Source organism: Escherichia whittamii, from assembly GCF_014836715.1.
GTDB lineage: Bacteria > Pseudomonadota > Gammaproteobacteria > Enterobacterales > Enterobacteriaceae > Escherichia > Escherichia whittamii.
Map to the genome: position 1 here is coordinate 209,636 of NZ_JACSQI010000003.1, position 17,718 is coordinate 227,353.

The following is a 17,718-nucleotide window of genomic DNA, read 5'->3' on the forward strand; positions in this document are numbered from 1 at the left end:
CCTTATAACCCAGCTTTCAAACTTGCTTCGATAAATTGATCCAGGCTGCCATCCAGCACCGCCTGCGTGTTGCGGGTTTCAACCCCGGTACGCAAATCTTTAATGCGGGAGTCATCAAGGACATAAGAACGAATCTGGCTGCCCCAGCCGATATCAGATTTGTTGTCTTCCATCGCCTGTTTCTCAGCATTCTTCTTCTGCATCTCCAGTTCATAAAGCTTCGCTTTCATCTGCTTCATGGCCTGGTCTTTATTCTTATGCTGGGAACGGTCGTTCTGGCACTGAGTCACAATCCCGGTCGGGATGTGAGTAATACGCACCGCTGATTCTGTACGGTTAACGTGCTGACCACCCGCGCCGGATGCACGGTAGACGTCGATGCGCAGATCAGCCGGGTTGATTTCGATATCGATATCGTCATCCACTTCGGGGTAAACAAATGCTGAACTGAACGACGTATGGCGACGACCGCCGGAGTCAAACGGGCTCTTACGCACCAGGCGGTGAACGCCAGTTTCTGTGCGCAGCCAACCATAAGCATAATCGCCGGAAATCTTGATAGTCACGGATTTGATACCCGCCACTTCACCTTCCGACTCTTCGATAATTTCAGTTTTGAAACCGCGCGATTCTGCCCAGCGCAGATACATACGCTCAAGCATACTTGCCCAGTCCTGTGCTTCCGTACCGCCGGAACCAGCCTGGATATCAAGGTAGCAGTCGGCGCTGTCATATTCGCCGGAGAACATGCGGCGGAACTCAAGCTGCGACAGTTTTTCTTCCAGGGCGTCGAGTTCTGCAACGGCTTCGTTAAAGGTTTCTTCGTCGTCAGCTTCTACAGCCAGTTCCAGCAGACCGGAAACATCTTCCAGCCCTTGTTTCATTTGGTCGAGGGTATCGACGACAGCCTCGAGGGAGGAACGCTCTTTACCCAGCGCCTGCGCACGTTCGGGTTCGTTCCAGACATCCGGCTGTTCCAGCTCGGCGTTTACTTCTTCCAGACGCTCTTTCTTGGCGTCATAGTCAAAGATACCCCCTAAGAACGTCGGAGCGTTCCGTGAGGTCCTGAATGCGATTATTTACCGGATTAATTTCAAACATGGTCTGATTTCTTTTATTGAGCTAGTCAAAATGCGGTGATAAGAGCGGGATTGTACCCAATCCACGCTCTTTTTTATAGAGAGGATGACGCTAAATTGGCCAGATATTATCGATGATAATCTGTAGATTGCGGTTGCCGCGAAACTCGTTGATATCCAGTTTATAGGCTAGCTGTACTTCACGCACGCCGTTATCGGGCCAAAGGGCCGTATCAACGTTAAACGCAATACCATCCAGCAGCGGGCCGCCGCCGACCGGTTCGACCATCACTTTCAGATGACGCTCGCCCACCAGCCGCTGTTGCAGCAGGCGGAAATGACCATCAAACAGCGGTTCCGGGAACATTTGCCCCCACGGGCCAGCATCACGCAGCAGCTGCGCCACTTCCATGGTCATTTCTTCAGCGCTTAACGGGCCGTCGGAGACAACTTCACCCTGTAATAATGCGGGGTCCAGCCACTCGGTAACCAGTTCGCCAAAGCGTTGCTGAAAAAGTTCAAATTTATCCTCTTCCAGCGACAGGCCAGCCGCCATCGCATGGCCGCCAAACTTGAGCATCATGCCCGGATAGAGCGTGTCTAAGCGCTCCAGCGCATCGCGCATATGCAGCCCCTGAATAGAGCGTCCAGAACCTTTTAACGTACCGTCTCCTGCTGGCGCAAACGCGATAACCGGACGGTGAAAACGCTCTTTAATTCGCGAAGCCAGAATACCGACAACCCCCTGATGCCATTCAGGATGATACATTGCCAGCCCGCCGGGCAGCGTGTCGCGGCTGCGCTCTAGTTTCTCGCACAGGGTCAGGGCTTCAACCTGCATTCCCTGTTCAATCTCTTTGCGCGTCTGGTTTAGGGCGTCGAGTTCATTTGCCAGCACACGCGCTTCGCCGATGTTGTCGCACAGCAACAGAGCCACACCGACGGACATATCATCCAGTCGCCCGGCAGCATTGAGGCGTGGCCCCAGCGCAAAACCTAAATCGCTGGCGGCGAGTTTTTGTGGATCGCGGTTTGCCACTTCAAGCAGAGCTTTAATCCCCGGGCGGCACTTCCCGGCGCGGATGCGGCTCATGCCCTGCCAGGTCAGGATGCGGTTATTCGCATCCAGCGGCACCACGTCCGCCACCGTCCCGAGTGCCACCAGATCCAGCAACTCCGCCAGATTAGGGATTGCAATGCCACGGTCATCAAACCAGCCCTGATCGCGCAAAAAGGTGCGCAACGCCAGCATCAGATAAAATGCGACGCCTACGCCAGCCAGTGACTTCGATGGAAAATCGCAGTCACGCAAGTTAGGGTTAATAATGGCTTCCGCCGCGGGTAACGTATCGCCCGGCAAATGGTGATCGGTAACAATAACCGGAATGCCTAGCGTGCGAGCGTGTTCAACGCCCGCGTGAGAGGAAATGCCGTTATCCACCGTCACAATCAACTGCGCGCCACGAGCATGCGCTTGATCAACCACTTCCGGACTTAAGCCGTAACCGTCTTCAAAACGGTTCGGCACCAGGAAGTCGATGTTGGCGCAGCCAAGCGAACGCATCGCCAGCACGCTAAGGGCAGTGCTGGTGGCGCCGTCGGCGTCGAAATCTCCGACCACGATTATCCGCGTTCCTTCGCGAAAAGCGTTGTAAAGGATCTCAACGGCCTTTTCGACGCCGCTCAGTTGCTGCCAGGGCAACATGCCTTTAACACCGCGTTCCAGTTCCTGCGCACTACGCACGCCCCGACTGGCGTATAAACGACGCAGCAAGGGTGGCAGATCAGCAGGCAGGTCTGCCGTTTCATCGATTTCGCGGCGACGAAGTTTTATCTGTTGTTTCACGCGAATTATTTACCGCTGGTCATTTTTTGATGTTCGTCGAGGAATTCTTTCATCTCTTTGGGCGGCTGGTAGCCCGGAACAAGTGTGCCATTACTCAGAACAACTGCCGGAGTACCGCTAACGCCAAGCTGTACGCCAAGTGCGTAATGGTCGGCAATATCGATATCGCAACTTGCCGGGGTAACAGCTTTGCCTGCCATTACGTCATCGAAGGCTTTACTTTTATCTTTTGCACACCAGATGGCTTTCATTTGTTGCTCCGCCTGGCTTTCCAGCCCCTGACGCGGGAAAGCGAGATAACGCACGGTGATCCCCAGCGCGTTGTAGTCTGCCATCTGCTCATGCAGTTTGTGGCAGTAACCACAAGTAATATCGGTGAACACGGTAATGACGTGCTTTTCTTGCGGCGCTTTATAAACAATCATCTCTTTTTCAAGCGCGTTTAGTTGCTTTAACAGCATCTTATTGGTGACGTTGACCGGAGCCGTGCCGCTAACGTCATACATCGGCCCCTGAATGATATGCTTGCCGTCATCGGTGATATACAACACACCGCTGTTGGTCAGAACTGTCTTCATGCCAGCCACGGGCGCGGGCTGAATATCGCTGCTTTTGATGCCCATTTTGGCTAAGGTTTGTTGAATAGCCGCGTCATCCGCCTGAACAAAGCCTGAAAACGCCGCCAACAAAGTAAATAACATAAAACCTTTCTTCATAAATCTTCCTGTTCTTTTCAGACATCACGCCCGTGGGTGATGCTGTTGATGAAGTTGCCGCAGACGCTCGGTGGCGACATGCGTATAAATTTGGGTGGTGGAGAGATCGCTATGGCCCAACAACATCTGCACCACGCGTAAGTCCGCACCATGATTTAACAAATGAGTGGCAAAGGCATGACGCAACACATGCGGTGACAGCTTTTCGCTATCGATACCCGCCAGCACGGCATAATGTTTAATGCGGTGCCAGAAGGTCTGGCGCGTCATCTGCTGCGCACGCTGGCTGGGAAACAGCACGTCAATCGACACACCGTTCAATAGCCATGGCCGCCCGTGTTCCAGATAGTTTTCCAACCAGTAGACCGCCTCTTCACCTAACGGCACAAGGCGCTCTTTGTTGCCTTTACCAATGACTCGTACCACGCCCTGGCGCAGACTAATATCGCTCATTGTCAGCCCAACCAGTTCCGAGACACGCAGCCCGGTAGCATACAGCACTTCGAGCATCGCTTTATCGCGAAGCTCCAGAGGCTGATCGACTAAAGGTGCCTGTAATAATCTTTCAACCTGCGCTTCGCTTAAATCTTTCGGCAAACGCTGGGGCAATTTCGGCGAAGCCAGATGCGCGCTGGGATCGTCTTCACGAAATTTTTCGCGATAAAGATACTGGAACAATCGGCGCACCGCACTCAGCAAACGTGCTGAACTGGTGGCTTTATACCCGCCCTCCAGCCGTTCTGCCAGTAATGCCTGCAAATCATCACTTTGCACCGTTGCCAGCGTCAGCCCGCGATGATGCAGCCACTCCACCATCATTGACAGATCGCGACGATATGCGTTCAAAGTATTTTCGGCGAGATTTTTTTCCAGCCACAGGGCATCCAGAAACTGCTCGATGCGTGCCAGATCTTGTTTCACTTGCGCCCCTTATCGTTACTCGTTTGATCCATTATGCCTTATTGTGCCGTGACTAAAACGATTCTGATACACTAGCCGTAAAAGCCACAGCAGAATCGAGAAGCTTACGTTATGAATATGGGTCTTTTTTACGGTTCCAGCACCTGTTACACCGAAATGGCGGCGGAAAAAATCCGCGATATTATCGGCCCAGAACTGGTGACCTTACATAACCTCAAGGACGACTCCCCAAAATTAATGGAGCAGTACGATGTGCTCATTATGGGTATCCCGACCTGGGATTTTGGCGAAATCCAGGAAGACTGGGAAGCCGTCTGGGATCAGCTCGACGACCTGAACCTCGACGGTAAAATTGTTGCGTTATATGGGCTTGGCGATCAGCTGGGATACGGCGAGTGGTTTCTTGATGCGCTCGGCATGCTGCATGACAAACTCTCGACCAAAGGCGTGAAGTTCGTCGGCTACTGGCCAACGGAAGGATATGAATTTACCAGCCCGAAACCGGTAATTGCTGACGGACAGTTGTTCGTTGGTCTGGCACTGGATGAAACTAACCAGTATGACCTCAGCGACGAGCGTATTCAGAGCTGGTGTGAGCAAATCCTTAACGAAATGGCAGAGCATTACGCCTGACAGGACTGACGGCGTTGCACATTAGCATTGCCGTCATGTTTACCTTTGCGTCTCTTGTTGCAACAAAATTCGCCGCAAATCCCGCCATTCGGCTTCGTCCATGCTGTCTGCTGCCAGCCACAAATGTTGACGTTTGCCGCTATCAGCGCGTAAACGCAACATCATGCCGCTTTTAATCATCCACGGCGCTTTGACGATGCTCCACTCCTGATCTTGCCAACGCAATCGCCCGTCCACCAACAGGCGAATCTCCCCCTGGCGAGCATTAATGCGCCGCTGGCTGCGAACGCAATCAAATACCACCAGCGAAAGCAACACCATCCATAGCGGGGTGTAACTTAGCGGCCAGGGCATGAGTAAAATAACAGCGGCAACCAGCCCATGAATCAGCAAGGAAAGCCACTGCGCGCGCCAGGAGACGCGCAGATCAGATTGCCACAGGACCACGTTCCCGATTCCGTGTCTGGATGAGTCGGACCATCATTTCCAGTTCTGCATCGGCCGGTTTACCGTGATTCATCAGCCAGTTGAACAGATCGGGATCGTCACATTCCAGCAGACGAATAAAGATGCGTTTTTCGTCATCGCTTAAGCTGTCGTACTCATGTTCGAAAAACGGCATGATTGAAATATCGAGTTCGCGCATACCACGGCGGCATGCCCAATGAATGCGGGCTTTGTTGTTAATGTCCATCTTCTTCCTGTCTCACGAAAATCCAGTACCTGGATATTGTAACGTGTTTTTCGACTTCTTTTGCGGGAATATCGGTAAACACAATCACGATCGCGAAATTAATCCGCAACAATTCAATGGCTTCATTTTTTTGGATGTCACCTCGCAAAGCATATCAGAAGGCACAGATCGCGTAGTGAAAGCACTTGCATTGCCTCATAGCTCTTTTACCATTAGTCATTAATACGCCGTTTGTTACACAGGACACCATTATGGCTTTTACACCTTTTCCTCCCCGTCAGCCTACGGCTTCTGCCCGTTTACCGCTGACGCTGATGACGCTTGATGACTGGGCGCTTGCTACCATTTCTGGCGCGGACAGCGAAAAATATATGCAGGGCCAGGTGACAGCAGATGTCAGCCAGATGTCAGAAGACCAGCATTTGCTCGCCGCCCATTGCGACGCCAAAGGTAAAATGTGGAGCAATTTGCGTCTGTTCCGCGATGGCGATGGCTTTGCGTGGATTGAACGCCGCAGCGTGCGTGATTCGCAGCTGACTGAACTGAAAAAATATGCGGTGTTTTCTAAAGTGACCATCGCGCCAGACGATGAGCGTGTGCTGCTCGGAGTAGCCGGTTTTCAGGCACGTGCCGCGCTGGCAAATCTCTTTAGCGAACTGCCTTCGAAGGAAAAGCAGGTCGTCAGAGAAGGCGCGACCACCCTGCTATGGTTTGAACACCCGGCAGAACGTTTTCTGATCGTAACCGATGAAGCTACCGCCAATACATTGACCGATAAACTGCGCGGTGAAGCGGAACTGAACAATAGCCAACAGTGGCTGGCATTAAACATTGAAGCGGGTTTTCCGGTGATTGATGCCGCTAACAGCGGGCAGTTTATCCCGCAAGCAACCAATCTTCAGGCGCTGGGCGGCATCAGCTTTAAAAAAGGCTGCTATACCGGGCAAGAGATGGTGGCACGAGCAAAATTCCGTGGTGCCAACAAACGCGCGCTCTGGTTGCTGGCAGGTAGCGCCAGTCGACTGCCGGAAGCAGGTGAAGACATTGAGCTGAAAATGGGCGAAAACTGGCGCCGTACCGGTACGGTGCTGGCTGCGGTAAAACTGGAAGATGGTCAGGTCGTGGTTCAGGTGGTGATGAATAACGATATGGAACCGGACAGCATCTTCCGCGTGCGCGATGATGTAAATACCCTGCGTATCGAGCCGCTGCCGTATTCGCTGGAAGAGTAAATCTCTGTATCGATCCGCTCCGGGCATCCATTGCCTGATGCGACGCTGACGCGTCTTGTCAGGCCTACAACTCGGTGCCTTTTTCACAAAAGGGAAACGACCCGTAGACTAGATAAAGCGTTCACGCCGCATCCGGCAGTCGGCGCACGATGCCTGATGCGATGCTGGCGCATCTTATCAGGCCTACAAATGTGCCGGACCTGTAGGCCGGATAAAGCGTTCACGCCGCATCCGGCGGTTGTGCTCCAATGCCTGATGCGACGCTGACGCGTCTTATCAGGCCTACGATATGATACCTTTATCACAACAGGGACGCGGCCCGTAGGCCGGATAAGGCATTCACGCCGCATCCGGCAATTGTGCTCCGATGCCTGAAGCGACACTGGTGTGTCTTTTCAGGCCTACAAATGCACCGCAATTACGGCTGCCCAATATACAAATAGATCGCCAGAAAGTGGCACACACTGCCACCGAGCACAAAGCCGTGCCAGATGGCGTGGTTATATGGGATGCGTTTGCAGACGTAGAAAATCACCCCAAGCGAGTAAACCACGCCGCCTACTGCCAGTAAAGTAACGCTGCCCGCCGCGAGCTTAACAGCCATTTCATAAATCACTACCAGCGACAGCCAGCCCATCGCCAGATAGGTCACCAGAGATAAGGCTTTAAATCGGTGCGCGATGGTCAGTTTGAACAGAATCCCCAGCAATGCCAGGCTCCAGATAACAATCATCAACCCGTGCGCTAGTGGAGAATCCAGCCCCACCAGCAAAAATGGCGTGTAGGTTCCGGCAATCAACAGATAAATAGCGCAGTGGTCAAATTTCTTCAGCCACATTTTTGCCCGTTGATGGGGGATTGCGTGATAGAGCGTCGAAGCGAGGAACAGCAGGATCATACTGCCGCCATAGAGGCTGTAACTGGTTATCGCCGTGGCGCTGGCATTAAGATCCACCGCCTGAACCAGTAGCAACACCAACCCGACGATACCAAACACCAGCCCAATGCCGTGACTGATGCTGTTGGCAATTTCCTCTGCCAGCGAATATCCCTGCTTAATGAGAGGCTTCTGAACCATAACTTACTCCGGAGAAACGTACACGCACGTGTATACCTCTCCAGCGTAACTGAGAATAGTTCCAGTGAACACCTGTTAGCTAAAATAAATTCTGATTTGGGACTAATCTCCGAAAGATCATGAAATTAAATGCGAAATTTCAACTAACAGGCGTGAGTTCAATTTAAAGGCATTTAAATTCAATTACATAAAACTGTGTCTGACCAGGATAGATATCGGTAATGACCTTTTTCAGTTCAGCCAGAGTCATATTTTCCTGTTGTGCATGTTTTTCTGTGAGAGTATCCAGCGTTACGGTTGAAGTTGCGGTGACTTCAATGGTGCAAAAATAGCCGTCATCTTCAAAGCGCCCAACGCGGAGCACATCGCCCGATTTAAAGTGCGATTCAGACTCGTCGCGAATAGTGATGGTTTTACGCCCAGCCAGAATGTCATCCTGGAAACGTTGAAAAAAAGTGATGTCGTTTGGCTGCATGGTACTATTTCCTGTAAGAATTGATTCATTTGGAGCCTATGATAGTGAAAAAACTCACCTTACCGAAAGATTTCTTATGGGGTGGCGCAGTTGCCGCTCATCAGGTCGAAGGCGGCTGGAACAAAGGCGGCAAAGGGCCGAGTATTTGTGACGTGCTAACCGGTGGCGCACACGGCGTACCGCGCGAAATCACCAAAGAGGTTTTGCCTGGCAAATACTATCCGAACCATGAAGCCGTTGATTTTTATGGTCACTACAAAGAAGACATCAAGCTATTTGCTGAAATGGGCTTCAAATGTTTTCGTACTTCCATCGCCTGGACGCGCATTTTCCCTAAAGGCGATGAAGCACAACCTAATGAAGAAGGGCTGAAGTTCTACGACGATATGTTCGATGAACTGCTGAAACACAACATCGAACCGGTGATCACTCTCTCCCACTTTGAAATGCCGTTGCATCTGGTGCAACAATACGGTAGCTGGACCAACCGTAAAGTGGTTGATTTCTTTGTGCATTTCGCGGAAGTGGTATTCGAACGCTATAAGCACAAAGTCAAATACTGGATGACCTTCAACGAAATTAACAATCAGCGTAACTGGCGTGCGCCGCTGTTCGGTTACTGCTGCTCCGGCGTGGTTTATACCGAGCATGAAAACCCGGAAGAAACCATGTACCAGGTGCTGCATCACCAGTTTGTCGCCAGCGCCCTGGCGGTGAAAGCCGCGCGTCGCATTAACCCGGAGATGAAAGTCGGCTGTATGCTGGCAATGGTGCCGCTCTATCCTTACTCCTGTAACCCGGATGACGTAATGTTCGCCCAGGAGTCAATGCGCGAACGCTACGTCTTTACCGATGTGCAGCTGCGCGGCTATTACCCGTCCTATGTGCTGAACGAGTGGGAGCGTCGCGGATTTAACATCAAAATGGAAGACGGCGATCTGGATGTGCTGCGTGAAGGTACCTGCGATTATCTTGGTTTTAGCTATTACATGACCAACGCAGTGAAGGCTGAAGGCGGCACCGGCGATGCGATCTCTGGTTTTGAAGGCAGCGTACCAAACCCGTATGTTAAAGCATCTGACTGGGGCTGGCAGATTGATCCTGTGGGTCTGCGTTACGCGCTTTGCGAGCTGTATGAGCGTTATCAGAAGCCTCTGTTTATTGTCGAAAACGGTTTTGGCGCTTACGACAAAGTGGAAGAAGACGGTAGCATCAACGACGACTATCGCATTGATTACCTACGCGCCCATATTGAAGAGATGAAAAAAGCGGTGACTTACGATGGCGTGGAGCTGATGGGCTACACACCGTGGGGCTGCATCGATTGCGTGTCGTTCACCACCGGGCAGTACAGCAAACGCTACGGCTTTATCTATGTGAATAAGCATGACGACGGTACTGGCGATATGTCGCGTTCACGTAAGAAGAGCTTTAACTGGTACAAAGAGGTGATAGCCAGCAACGGCGAGAAGCTCTAATTCCCGCATGTTACCCGCCAGCAGGCGGGTAACATTCTGCACCGGATTTACCAGGTCTTACCGATTTTAAATTCCCAGCGAACATCTTCCATCTTAGCTGGCGACTTCGCTTCCTGCATTACCGGAAAGAAAGCCCCGGCACCAAACCATAATTTCAATGGTTCAACGGCAACGTTAAATGACGGGCCAACAACCCATTCGGTAGTACCTGAGTGGTTATTAATGGTGCTGCCATTAGGCAATTTTTTCGTACCTGAAGCGTTATTGCTGTAGGCACTTTCCAGACCAATATCCAGCGGAAAATCACTGAACATATACCGCACCTGGGTATTCCACTGGAATTCATTGCCTCGTTTCACGTCCTGGTTACCGCGCTCAAATGGTCCCTGATATACAAAATCCATATCCCCTTTAAAGTTAGGAGTGAATGATTTTGTTAAAGAGAGTGATACTCTTCCCCCCCAGGCGCTGTTCCCAGGCAAATGATTATCTCCATCTTGCCCGGTGGGTAGTAATAACGCCCCACCTACCGTAACCCAAAACGGATCACCTCTTCGCTGGCTCATTAAAGCATAAGTTGCGCCAACAGATTGATCGCCCATACCTTCAATATGTTCTGGCGATAAGTTATCTCGCTGGTTGTTGATATAAGAACCTACTGTGGAGAGTTCCAGCCTGTCGGTCAGACCATAACGAATCTTCAATAACCATATCTGAGAGTAAACATCCGGACTCCCGTGTCCCTCAATTTGATGGTCTTTATCACGAAATGAACTATTCACAGCAGTTAATAACATTCCTTCTGGCAATACTGAACCTCCAGAAATAGCGGTATTAACTGGCGCGCCTAACAGATTGCTGGGTTTGTTTTCTCCTTCAGCTGCCGCTGCATTCATTGATAAAAAACATGTTATTAATGGTAGAAATATAAATCGTTTCATCATTCCCTCCAGGTATGAAAAACAAAGCACTAAGGTGTGAATTATTCTCGTTGTTTATGTTTGTTTTATTTTTATTATTTAGGCGAATAATTTAACAGAATTAATATACGAAAATTTTTGTAATTATATTGAGAGATAAATAACGATTTCGGAGAGAAAGTATTTGTGATTACGTGTAAACATATAGTGTTATTTCTATTAAATAACGGCTCAATAAAAATAACTCTCGACAAATAACCAATCAGAAACGTAACAAAAACAGGGAAATTAAATTCCGACTAACAGACTGATGACAAGCGAAAAGTTGCCTGATGCGTTACGATTATCAGACATGTTTTTACAGCAATATATTTAATGTCGAAATGTTGTGGGGCGGATAAAGCGTTCACCTCGCATCCGGCATAAACAAAGCACAAAAAGGCGCCGAAGCGCCTTTAGAAGATAGTCGAATCAGTGAATTACTGGTATTCGCTAATCGGTACGCAGGAGCAGAACAGGTTACGGTCGCCGTACACATCATCCAGGCGTTTCACCGTCGGCCAGTATTTGTTTGCTACGCCTGCCGGGAATACCGCAACTTCACAGCTGTACGGATGCGCCCACTCTGCAACCAGTTCGTTCTGGATGTGTGGCGCGTTCACCAGCGGGTTATCTTCCAGCGGCCAGACGCCGGCTTTCACCTGATCGATTTCCGCGCGGATAGCCAGCATCGCGTCGATAAAGCGATCCAGTTCTACTTTGCTTTCGGATTCAGTCGGTTCCACCATCAGCGTACCCGCTACCGGGAACGACATGGTCGGCGCGTGGAAACCGTAGTCGATCAGACGCTTGGCAATATCCAGCTCGCTGATGCCAGTTTCTTCTTTCAGCGGACGAATATCGAGAATACATTCGTGCGCCACGCGACCATCACGACCGGTATACAGCACCGGAAACGCTTCTTGCAGGCGGCTGGCAATATAGTTGGCGTTGAGGATTGCCACCTGGCTTGCTTTTTTCAGCCCTTCTGCGCCCATCATGCGGATGTACATCCAGCTGATTGGCAGGATAGAGGCGCTACCGAACGGCGCCGCAGAAACCGCGCCCTGACGGGTTAACATGCCTTCGATTTGCACCACGCTATGACCCGGCACAAACGGCGCCAGATGCGCTTTCACGCCGATCGGTCCCATACCCGGACCGCCACCGCCGTGTGGAATGCAGAAAGTTTTATGCAGGTTGAGATGCGAAACATCTGCGCCAATAAAGCCCGGCGAGGTAATGCCAACCTGGGCGTTCATATTCGCGCCATCAAGGTAAACCTGGCCGCCGAACTGATGCACGATTTCACACACTTCACGGATAGTTTCTTCGTACACGCCGTGGGTGGAAGGATAGGTCACCATGATGCAGGAGAGATTTTCGCCCGCCTGTTCCGCTTTCGCACGCAGGTCAGCCAGATCGATGTTGCCATTTTTATCACACGCCACAACGACCACCTGCATTCCTGCCATATGCGCGGAAGCTGGGTTAGTCCCGTGTGCAGAGGCCGGGATCAGGCAGATATCACGATGCCCTTCGTTGCGGCTTTCGTGATAATGACGAATCGCCAACAGGCCCGCGTATTCGCCCTGTGCGCCAGAGTTCGGCTGCATACAGACGGCGTCGTAACCGGTCAGTTTCACCAGCCAGTCAGCCAGCTGCGCGATCATCTGCTGATAACCTTCGGCCTGCTCCGGTGGGCAGAACGGGTGCAGTTCGGCAAATTCCGGCCAGGTGATCGGGATCATCTCGGCGGCGGCGTTCAGTTTCATGGTGCAGGAACCCAGCGGGATCATCGCCTGATTCAGCGCCAGATCTTTACGCTCCAGCGAATGCATATAGCGCATCATTTCGGTTTCGCTGTGATAGCGATTAAACACCGGATGGGTGAGGATTTCGTCGTCGCGCTGCATTGCAGGCTGAATCGAGCGGCTGTCGTGAGCCACGTCTTTGTCCAGCGTGTCGATGTCCAGCCCGTGGTTATCGCCCAGCAGTACGCTGAAAAGCTGCATCACGTTTTCACGCGTGGTGGTTTCATCAAGGGTTACCCCAACCGCGTTCAGAATATCGCTACGCAGGTTGATTTCAGCCGCTTCGGCACGCGCCAGTACGCTCGCTTTGTCTGCTACTTCCACACACAAAGTGTCGAAATAGTGCGCATGGCGCAGCTTCAGACCTTTTTGTTGCAGGCCCGCCGCCAGGATATCAGTCAGACGGTGGATGCGGTTAGCGATACGTTTCAGGCCAACCGGACCGTGATAAACGGCGTACAGGCTGGCAATGTTTGCCAGCAGTACCTGCGAAGTACAAATGTTGGAGTTCGCTTTCTCACGGCGAATATGTTGTTCGCGAGTCTGCATCGCCATGCGCAGCGCAGTATTACCCGCGGCATCTTTCGATACGCCAATAATACGGCCCGGCATCGAGCGTTTGTATTCATCTTTCGCTGCAAAGAATGCCGCGTGTGGGCCGCCGTAGCCCATCGGCACGCCAAAGCGTTGTGCCGAACCAAAGACAATATCCGCGCCCTGTTTGCCCGGCGCAGTCAGCAGCACCAGCGCCATAATGTCGGCAGCGACGCTTACCACAATTTTGCGTGATTTCAGTTCGCTGATAAGCGTGGTGTAGTCGTGGATTTCACCGGTAGTGCCGACTTGCTGTAACAGCACGCCGAACACGTCCTGATGATCGAGCACTTTTTGCGCGTCATCGACAATCACTTCAAAACCAAAGGTTTCTGCGCGGGTACGTACGACATCCAGCGTTTGCGGATGAACGTCAGAAGCGACGAAGAAGCGGTTGGCATTTTTCAGTTTACTGACGCGTTTCGCCATCGCCATCGCTTCGGCAGCAGCAGTGGCTTCGTCCAGCAGAGACGCCGAAGCCATATCCAGGCCAGTCAAATCCAGCGTTACCTGCTGGAAGTTGAGCAGTGCTTCGAGGCGGCCCTGAGAAACTTCAGGTTGATACGGAGTATACGCGGTATACCAGCCAGGATTTTCCAGCATGTTACGCAGGATAACCGGCGGCAGCTGCACGGCGGTGTAACCCATGCCAATGTAAGACGTGAAGCGCTTATTGCGACTGGCAATAGCCTTGAGTTCCGCCAACGCGGCAAATTCGGTCGCCGGTGCGCCAACCTGCGGCGGGGTCGCAAGCTGAATATCTTTCGGCACAATCTGGCCGGTCAGCGCGTTTAACGATTGTGCGCCAACGGCATTCAGCATTTCTTGCTGTTGCGCGGCGTCCGGTCCGATATGGCGTTCAATAAAAGCGCCGCTGTTTTCAAGCTGGCTTAACGTCTGTGTCATGAGCGATGGTTCCTGAAACGTGCAGTGAATGGTGATCCTCTCTCCTTGCGAAGAGAGTGAGGGTGAGGCGTAAATGTTCCTCACCCTGATCCTCTCCCGAAGAAGAGGGATAAAGCCGTTACTCGTCTTCTAACAATGCTTCGTATGCGGTCGCATCCAGCAGTGATTCCAGTTCGCTTTCATCGCTGGCTTTGATTTTAAAGATCCAACCGCCTGCATACGGTTCGCTGTTCACCAGTTCCGGGGAATCGCTCAGTGCGTCGTTTACCGCCACGATTTCACCGCTTACTGGCGCATAAATGTCTGACGCCGCTTTTACTGATTCGGCAACCGCGCAGTCATCGCCCGCGCTTACCGTTGCGCCCACTTCTGGCAGATCAACAAACACCATATCGCCTAACAGTTCCTGAGCGTGTTCGGTGATGCCAACGGTATAAGTGCCATCTGCTTCTTTGCGCAGCCATTCGTGTTCTTTGCTGTATTTCAGTTCTGCTGGTACGTTGCTCATCAATCAATCTCCAAAAAAGTAAATCACGCGACGGCTTTGCCGTTACGCACAAAAACAGGTTTAGTCACTTTTACCGGCATTTCACGGTTGCGAATTTGCACAATCGCCGTTTCGCCAATGCCTTCAGGCACACGCGCCAGCGCAATGCTGTAACCCAGCGTCGGGGAGAAAGTACCGCTGGTGATAATGCCTTCTTGCTGGTTGCCCTGCGCGTCGGTAAAACGTACCGGCAGTTCATTACGCAGCACGCCTTTTTCGGTCATCACCAGGCCAACTAATTTTTCTGTGCCATGCTCACGCTGCATTTCCAGGGCTTCACGACCGATAAAGTCACGATCTGCCGGTTCCCAGGCGATGGTCCAGCCCATGTTGGCGGCTAAAGGAGAGATGGTTTCGTCCATCTCCTGGCTATACAGATTCATACCCGCTTCCAGACGCAGCGTGTCACGCGCCCCCAGACCGCAAGGTTTAACGCCCGCGTCCACCAGCGCTCGCCAGAAATCGGCCGCTTTTTCATTTGGCAGCGCAATTTCATAGCCCGCTTCACCGGTATAACCGGTAGTGGCAATAAACAGATCGCCTGCCTGAACGCCAAAGAACGGTTTCATCCCTTCCACCGCCTGACGTTGAGCGTCATTAAACAGGGTAGCTGCTTTTGCCTGAGCATTCGGCCCTTGTACGGCAATCATGGAAAGGTCATCACGAACGGTAATTTCGATGCCGAAAGGTTCAGCGTGTTGGGTAATCCAGGAGAGGTCTTTTTCGCGGGTGGCGGAGTTAACAACGAGGCGGAAGAAATCTTCAGTGAAGTAGTAGACAATCAGGTCATCTATCACCCCGCCAGAGGCATTCAACATCCCCGAGTAAAGGGCTTTGCCGCTTTTGGTGAGCTTCGCCACATCGTTCGCCAGCAGATAACGCAGAAACTCCCGGGTACGGCTGCCGCGAAGATCGACGATGGTCATATGTGACACATCAAACATTCCGGCATCGGTACGTACCGCATGGTGTTCGTCGATTTGCGAACCGTAATGCAGCGGCATCATCCAGCCGTGGAAATCCACCATGCGAGCGCCGCAAAGCGTGTGTTGTTCGTACAAAGGAGTCTGTTGTGCCATCTTGTCCTCATTGAATAAGCGGGGCTGACAACTTTTCGTGGTGAAATTGTCACCACGAAACCCAGCATCGGAGCCACTCCCGGTCCCCAACGCAATCGTTCTCTTTTCCCTGAACTTACCACCGAAACAGACGGTTAACCATAAGGAAAAATTGATCATCACATTAGCTTATGGTTAAAAATCGCCAGAATCGCAATAGAATAAAAAACTAAAAAACATGATACCTTTGAACAAATATTACGTATTAATAAAACGACTTTGAATAAACCAATATTAAGAACTAAAAAATTGTCTAAAATCACTAAATCAAAAATTAACGACATTAGAAAATATAATGCGAAATTGCGGGTGAAATTAGTTTATTTCAAATGAGGAAAATCCCCCGGTTAAAAAACCGGGAGACGAAAGTGTGATGGGTATCAAATAAACAAAAGAGGAGAAATTTTTAACGCAGCCATTCAGGCAAATCGTTTAATCCCATCGCCTGACGAATGAGTTGCGGTTTAACGCCTGGAAGCGTATCAGCCAGTTTCAGACCAATATCGCGCAGCAGTTTTTTCGCCGGATTAGCCCCGGAAAACAGATCGCGGAAGCCCTGCATACCTGCCAGCATCAGTGCCGCACTGTGCTTGCGGCTACGTTCATAGCGACGCAGGTAAATGTACTGCCCGATGTCTTTACCCTGACGATGCAACCGTTTCAGTTCAGCAATCAGCTCTGCGGCATCCATAAAGCCGAGATTTACCCCCTGCCCCGCCAGCGGATGAATGGTATGCGCGGCGTCGCCCACCAGCGCCAGACGGTGCGCAGCAAACTGGCGTGCATAACGCCCTGTCAGCGGGAACACCTGACGTTCACTCTCGACCTTGCATAAGCCCAGGCGGTTATCAAAAGCGATATTTAACGCACGATTAAATTCGTCTTCACCTGCCTGCTGCATCCGCTGCGCTTCCTCTGGCGACAGGGACCAGACAATCGAGCAAAGATGCGGATCGCTAAATGGCAAAAAAGCCAGAATGCCCTCGCCATGGAAAACCTGTCGCGCTACCGCTTCATGCGGTTCTTCAGTGCGAATGGTCGCTACCAGGGCGTGATGCTGATAATCCCAGAAAGTCAGCGGGATATCGGCTTTGTTGCGCAACCAGGAATTAGCGCCGTCCGCACCAATCACCAGACGCGCCGTTAACATGCTGCCGTCTTTCAGCGTCAGGAAGGTTTCATTTTCTCCCCAGGCGACCTGCTGTAATTCTGCGGGGGCCAGCAGCGTGATATCTGACGACTGTTGCGCTTTGTTCCACAACGCGTAGTGAATAACTGAATTTTCAACGATATGCCCAAGATGGCTATAGCCCATGCTTTGGTCGTCAAAAGAGATGTGACCAAAACTGTCTTTGTCCCACACTTCCATACCGTGATAGCAACTGGCTCTACGGGAGAGAATGTCCTGCCAGACGCCAAGACGGGTGAGCAATTTTTCGCTGGCGGCATTTATAGCCGAAACGCGCAGTTGTGGTGGTGCATCCGCCGCCAGAGGTTCCGGTAAGCGCTGCTCAAGTACGGCGACGCGTAAACCGCTACCCTGTAAGCCGCAGGCAACCGCCAGCCCCACCATGCCGCCGCCAACAATGGCTACATCAACACTTTGCATTGTTTATTCCTTAAAACCG

Annotated in this window: 17 protein-coding genes; 4 read left to right on the plus strand and 13 right to left on the minus strand. The window is 51.6% G+C overall.

Annotated elements, in window-relative coordinates; genetic code table 11:
• Positions 1-2: 2 nt before the first annotated feature.
• The 4 genes from prfB to xerD all read right to left on the minus strand — a co-directional run bounded on the left by prfB (position 3) and on the right by xerD (position 4,562).
• A protein-coding gene (gene prfB / locus H9644_RS06695) for a peptide chain release factor 2 (RefSeq protein WP_095522726.1) occupies positions 3-1,101 on the minus strand; the annotation gives its coding sequence in 2 pieces (ribosomal slippage) (positions 3-1,025 and positions 1,027-1,101; 1,098 coding nt in all).
• 90 nt (positions 1,102-1,191) lie between these two features.
• Positions 1,192-2,925: a single-stranded-DNA-specific exonuclease RecJ gene (recJ, locus tag H9644_RS06700; RefSeq protein ID WP_064529794.1), complete on the minus strand. Its 1,734-nt coding sequence runs from the start codon at positions 2,923-2,925 to the stop codon at positions 1,192-1,194.
• Between the two features lie 5 nt (positions 2,926-2,930).
• Positions 2,931-3,641 carry a bifunctional protein-disulfide isomerase/oxidoreductase DsbC gene (dsbC, locus tag H9644_RS06705; RefSeq protein WP_064529793.1) on the minus strand — a complete coding sequence of 237 codons (711 nt, stop codon included), beginning with the start codon at positions 3,639-3,641 and terminating at the stop codon, positions 2,931-2,933.
• Between the two features lie 24 nt (positions 3,642-3,665).
• Complete coding sequence (gene xerD, locus H9644_RS06710; protein WP_191773845.1) at positions 3,666-4,562, minus strand: site-specific tyrosine recombinase XerD; 897 nt, start codon at positions 4,560-4,562, stop codon at positions 3,666-3,668.
• Between the two features lie 111 nt (positions 4,563-4,673).
• On the opposite strand from xerD, the gene fldB reads away from it, so the two are divergent.
• Positions 4,674-5,195 carry a flavodoxin FldB gene (gene fldB / locus H9644_RS06715; RefSeq protein WP_191773846.1) on the plus strand — a complete coding sequence of 174 codons (522 nt, stop codon included), beginning with the start codon at positions 4,674-4,676 and terminating at the stop codon, positions 5,193-5,195.
• Positions 5,196-5,234: 39 nt separating this feature from the next.
• On the opposite strand, the gene H9644_RS06720 is transcribed toward fldB, so the two are convergent.
• Positions 5,235-5,642, minus strand: coding sequence for a protein YgfX (locus H9644_RS06720; RefSeq protein WP_191773847.1), 408 nt, complete (start codon positions 5,640-5,642; stop codon positions 5,235-5,237).
• The gene (sdhE, locus tag H9644_RS06725; protein ID WP_000354046.1) at positions 5,623-5,889 is read right to left on the minus strand and encodes an FAD assembly factor SdhE; all 267 of its coding nucleotides are present in this window, start codon (positions 5,887-5,889) and stop codon (positions 5,623-5,625) included. The genes H9644_RS06720 and sdhE overlap by 20 nt, the downstream gene beginning before the upstream one ends.
• A 251-nt stretch (positions 5,890-6,140) precedes the next feature.
• On the opposite strand from sdhE, the gene ygfZ reads away from it, so the two are divergent.
• Positions 6,141-7,121, plus strand: a complete 981-nt coding sequence (gene ygfZ, locus H9644_RS06730; protein WP_064529789.1) for a tRNA-modifying protein YgfZ — start codon at positions 6,141-6,143, stop codon at positions 7,119-7,121.
• Between the two features lie 418 nt (positions 7,122-7,539).
• On the opposite strand, the gene trhA is transcribed toward ygfZ, so the two are convergent.
• Positions 7,540-8,199, minus strand: a complete 660-nt coding sequence (gene trhA, locus H9644_RS06735) for a PAQR family membrane homeostasis protein TrhA (RefSeq protein ID WP_191773849.1) — start codon at positions 8,197-8,199, stop codon at positions 7,540-7,542.
• Between the two features lie 163 nt (positions 8,200-8,362).
• Positions 8,363-8,674 carry a N(4)-acetylcytidine aminohydrolase gene (gene yqfB, locus H9644_RS06740; RefSeq protein ID WP_064529787.1) on the minus strand — a complete coding sequence of 104 codons (312 nt, stop codon included), beginning with the start codon at positions 8,672-8,674 and terminating at the stop codon, positions 8,363-8,365.
• Positions 8,675-8,718: 44 nt separating this feature from the next.
• Between yqfB and bglA the strand changes: the two genes are divergently transcribed.
• A complete protein-coding gene (gene bglA, locus H9644_RS06745) occupies positions 8,719-10,152 on the plus strand; it encodes a 6-phospho-beta-glucosidase BglA (RefSeq protein WP_064529874.1) in 1,434 nt (477 codons plus the stop codon).
• A 47-nt stretch (positions 10,153-10,199) separates the two neighbouring features.
• Here bglA and H9644_RS06750 read toward each other — a convergent pair whose 3' ends face one another.
• The 4 genes from H9644_RS06750 to gcvT form a co-directional block, all read right to left on the minus strand.
• Complete coding sequence (locus H9644_RS06750) at positions 10,200-11,093, minus strand: transporter (RefSeq protein ID WP_191774061.1); 894 nt, start codon at positions 11,091-11,093, stop codon at positions 10,200-10,202.
• A gap of 458 nt (positions 11,094-11,551) precedes the next feature.
• Positions 11,552-14,425 carry an aminomethyl-transferring glycine dehydrogenase gene (gene gcvP / locus H9644_RS06755; protein WP_191773851.1) on the minus strand — a complete coding sequence of 958 codons (2,874 nt, stop codon included), beginning with the start codon at positions 14,423-14,425 and terminating at the stop codon, positions 11,552-11,554.
• Positions 14,426-14,543: 118 nt separating this feature from the next.
• A complete protein-coding gene (gcvH, locus tag H9644_RS06760; RefSeq protein ID WP_001295377.1) occupies positions 14,544-14,933 on the minus strand; it encodes a glycine cleavage system protein GcvH in 390 nt (129 codons plus the stop codon).
• A gap of 23 nt (positions 14,934-14,956) precedes the next feature.
• The gene (gene gcvT, locus H9644_RS06765) at positions 14,957-16,051 is read right to left on the minus strand and encodes a glycine cleavage system aminomethyltransferase GcvT (RefSeq protein WP_191773853.1); all 1,095 of its coding nucleotides are present in this window, start codon (positions 16,049-16,051) and stop codon (positions 14,957-14,959) included.
• Between the two features lie 288 nt (positions 16,052-16,339).
• Here gcvT and H9644_RS06770 point away from each other — a divergent pair, with 288 nt between their 5' ends.
• On the plus strand, positions 16,340-16,423 hold the full coding sequence (locus tag H9644_RS06770) for a hypothetical protein (protein WP_123057965.1): 84 nt from the start codon (positions 16,340-16,342) through the stop codon (positions 16,421-16,423).
• A gap of 73 nt (positions 16,424-16,496) precedes the next feature.
• On the opposite strand, the gene ubiI is transcribed toward H9644_RS06770, so the two are convergent.
• Positions 16,497-17,699 carry an FAD-dependent 2-octaprenylphenol hydroxylase gene (ubiI, locus tag H9644_RS06775; protein ID WP_191773855.1) on the minus strand — a complete coding sequence of 401 codons (1,203 nt, stop codon included), beginning with the start codon at positions 17,697-17,699 and terminating at the stop codon, positions 16,497-16,499.
• Between the last annotated feature and the right edge of the window lie 19 nt (positions 17,700-17,718).

Excerpts from the sequence above, each read along its gene's own strand:
- ygfZ (WP_064529789.1), top strand. The coding sequence starts at position 6,141 with ATGGCTTTTACACCTTTTCCTCCCCGTCAGCCTACGGCTTCTGCCCGT.
- gcvT (WP_191773853.1), bottom strand. The coding sequence starts at position 16,051 with ATGGCACAACAGACTCCTTTGTACGAACAACACACGCTTTGCGGCGCT.
- yqfB (WP_064529787.1), bottom strand. The coding sequence starts at position 8,674 with ATGCAGCCAAACGACATCACTTTTTTTCAACGTTTCCAGGATGACATT.
- gcvP (WP_191773851.1), bottom strand. The coding sequence starts at position 14,425 with ATGACACAGACGTTAAGCCAGCTTGAAAACAGCGGCGCTTTTATTGAA.
- H9644_RS06750 (WP_191774061.1), bottom strand. The coding sequence starts at position 11,093 with ATGAAACGATTTATATTTCTACCATTAATAACATGTTTTTTATCAATG.
- dsbC (WP_064529793.1), bottom strand. The coding sequence starts at position 3,641 with ATGAAGAAAGGTTTTATGTTATTTACTTTGTTGGCGGCGTTTTCAGGC.
- fldB (WP_191773846.1), top strand. The coding sequence starts at position 4,674 with ATGAATATGGGTCTTTTTTACGGTTCCAGCACCTGTTACACCGAAATG.
- sdhE (WP_000354046.1), bottom strand. The coding sequence starts at position 5,889 with ATGGACATTAACAACAAAGCCCGCATTCATTGGGCATGCCGCCGTGGT.
- trhA (WP_191773849.1), bottom strand. The coding sequence starts at position 8,199 with ATGGTTCAGAAGCCTCTCATTAAGCAGGGATATTCGCTGGCAGAGGAA.
- ubiI (WP_191773855.1), bottom strand. The coding sequence starts at position 17,699 with ATGCAAAGTGTTGATGTAGCCATTGTTGGCGGCGGCATGGTGGGGCTG.
- gcvH (WP_001295377.1), bottom strand. The coding sequence starts at position 14,933 with ATGAGCAACGTACCAGCAGAACTGAAATACAGCAAAGAACACGAATGG.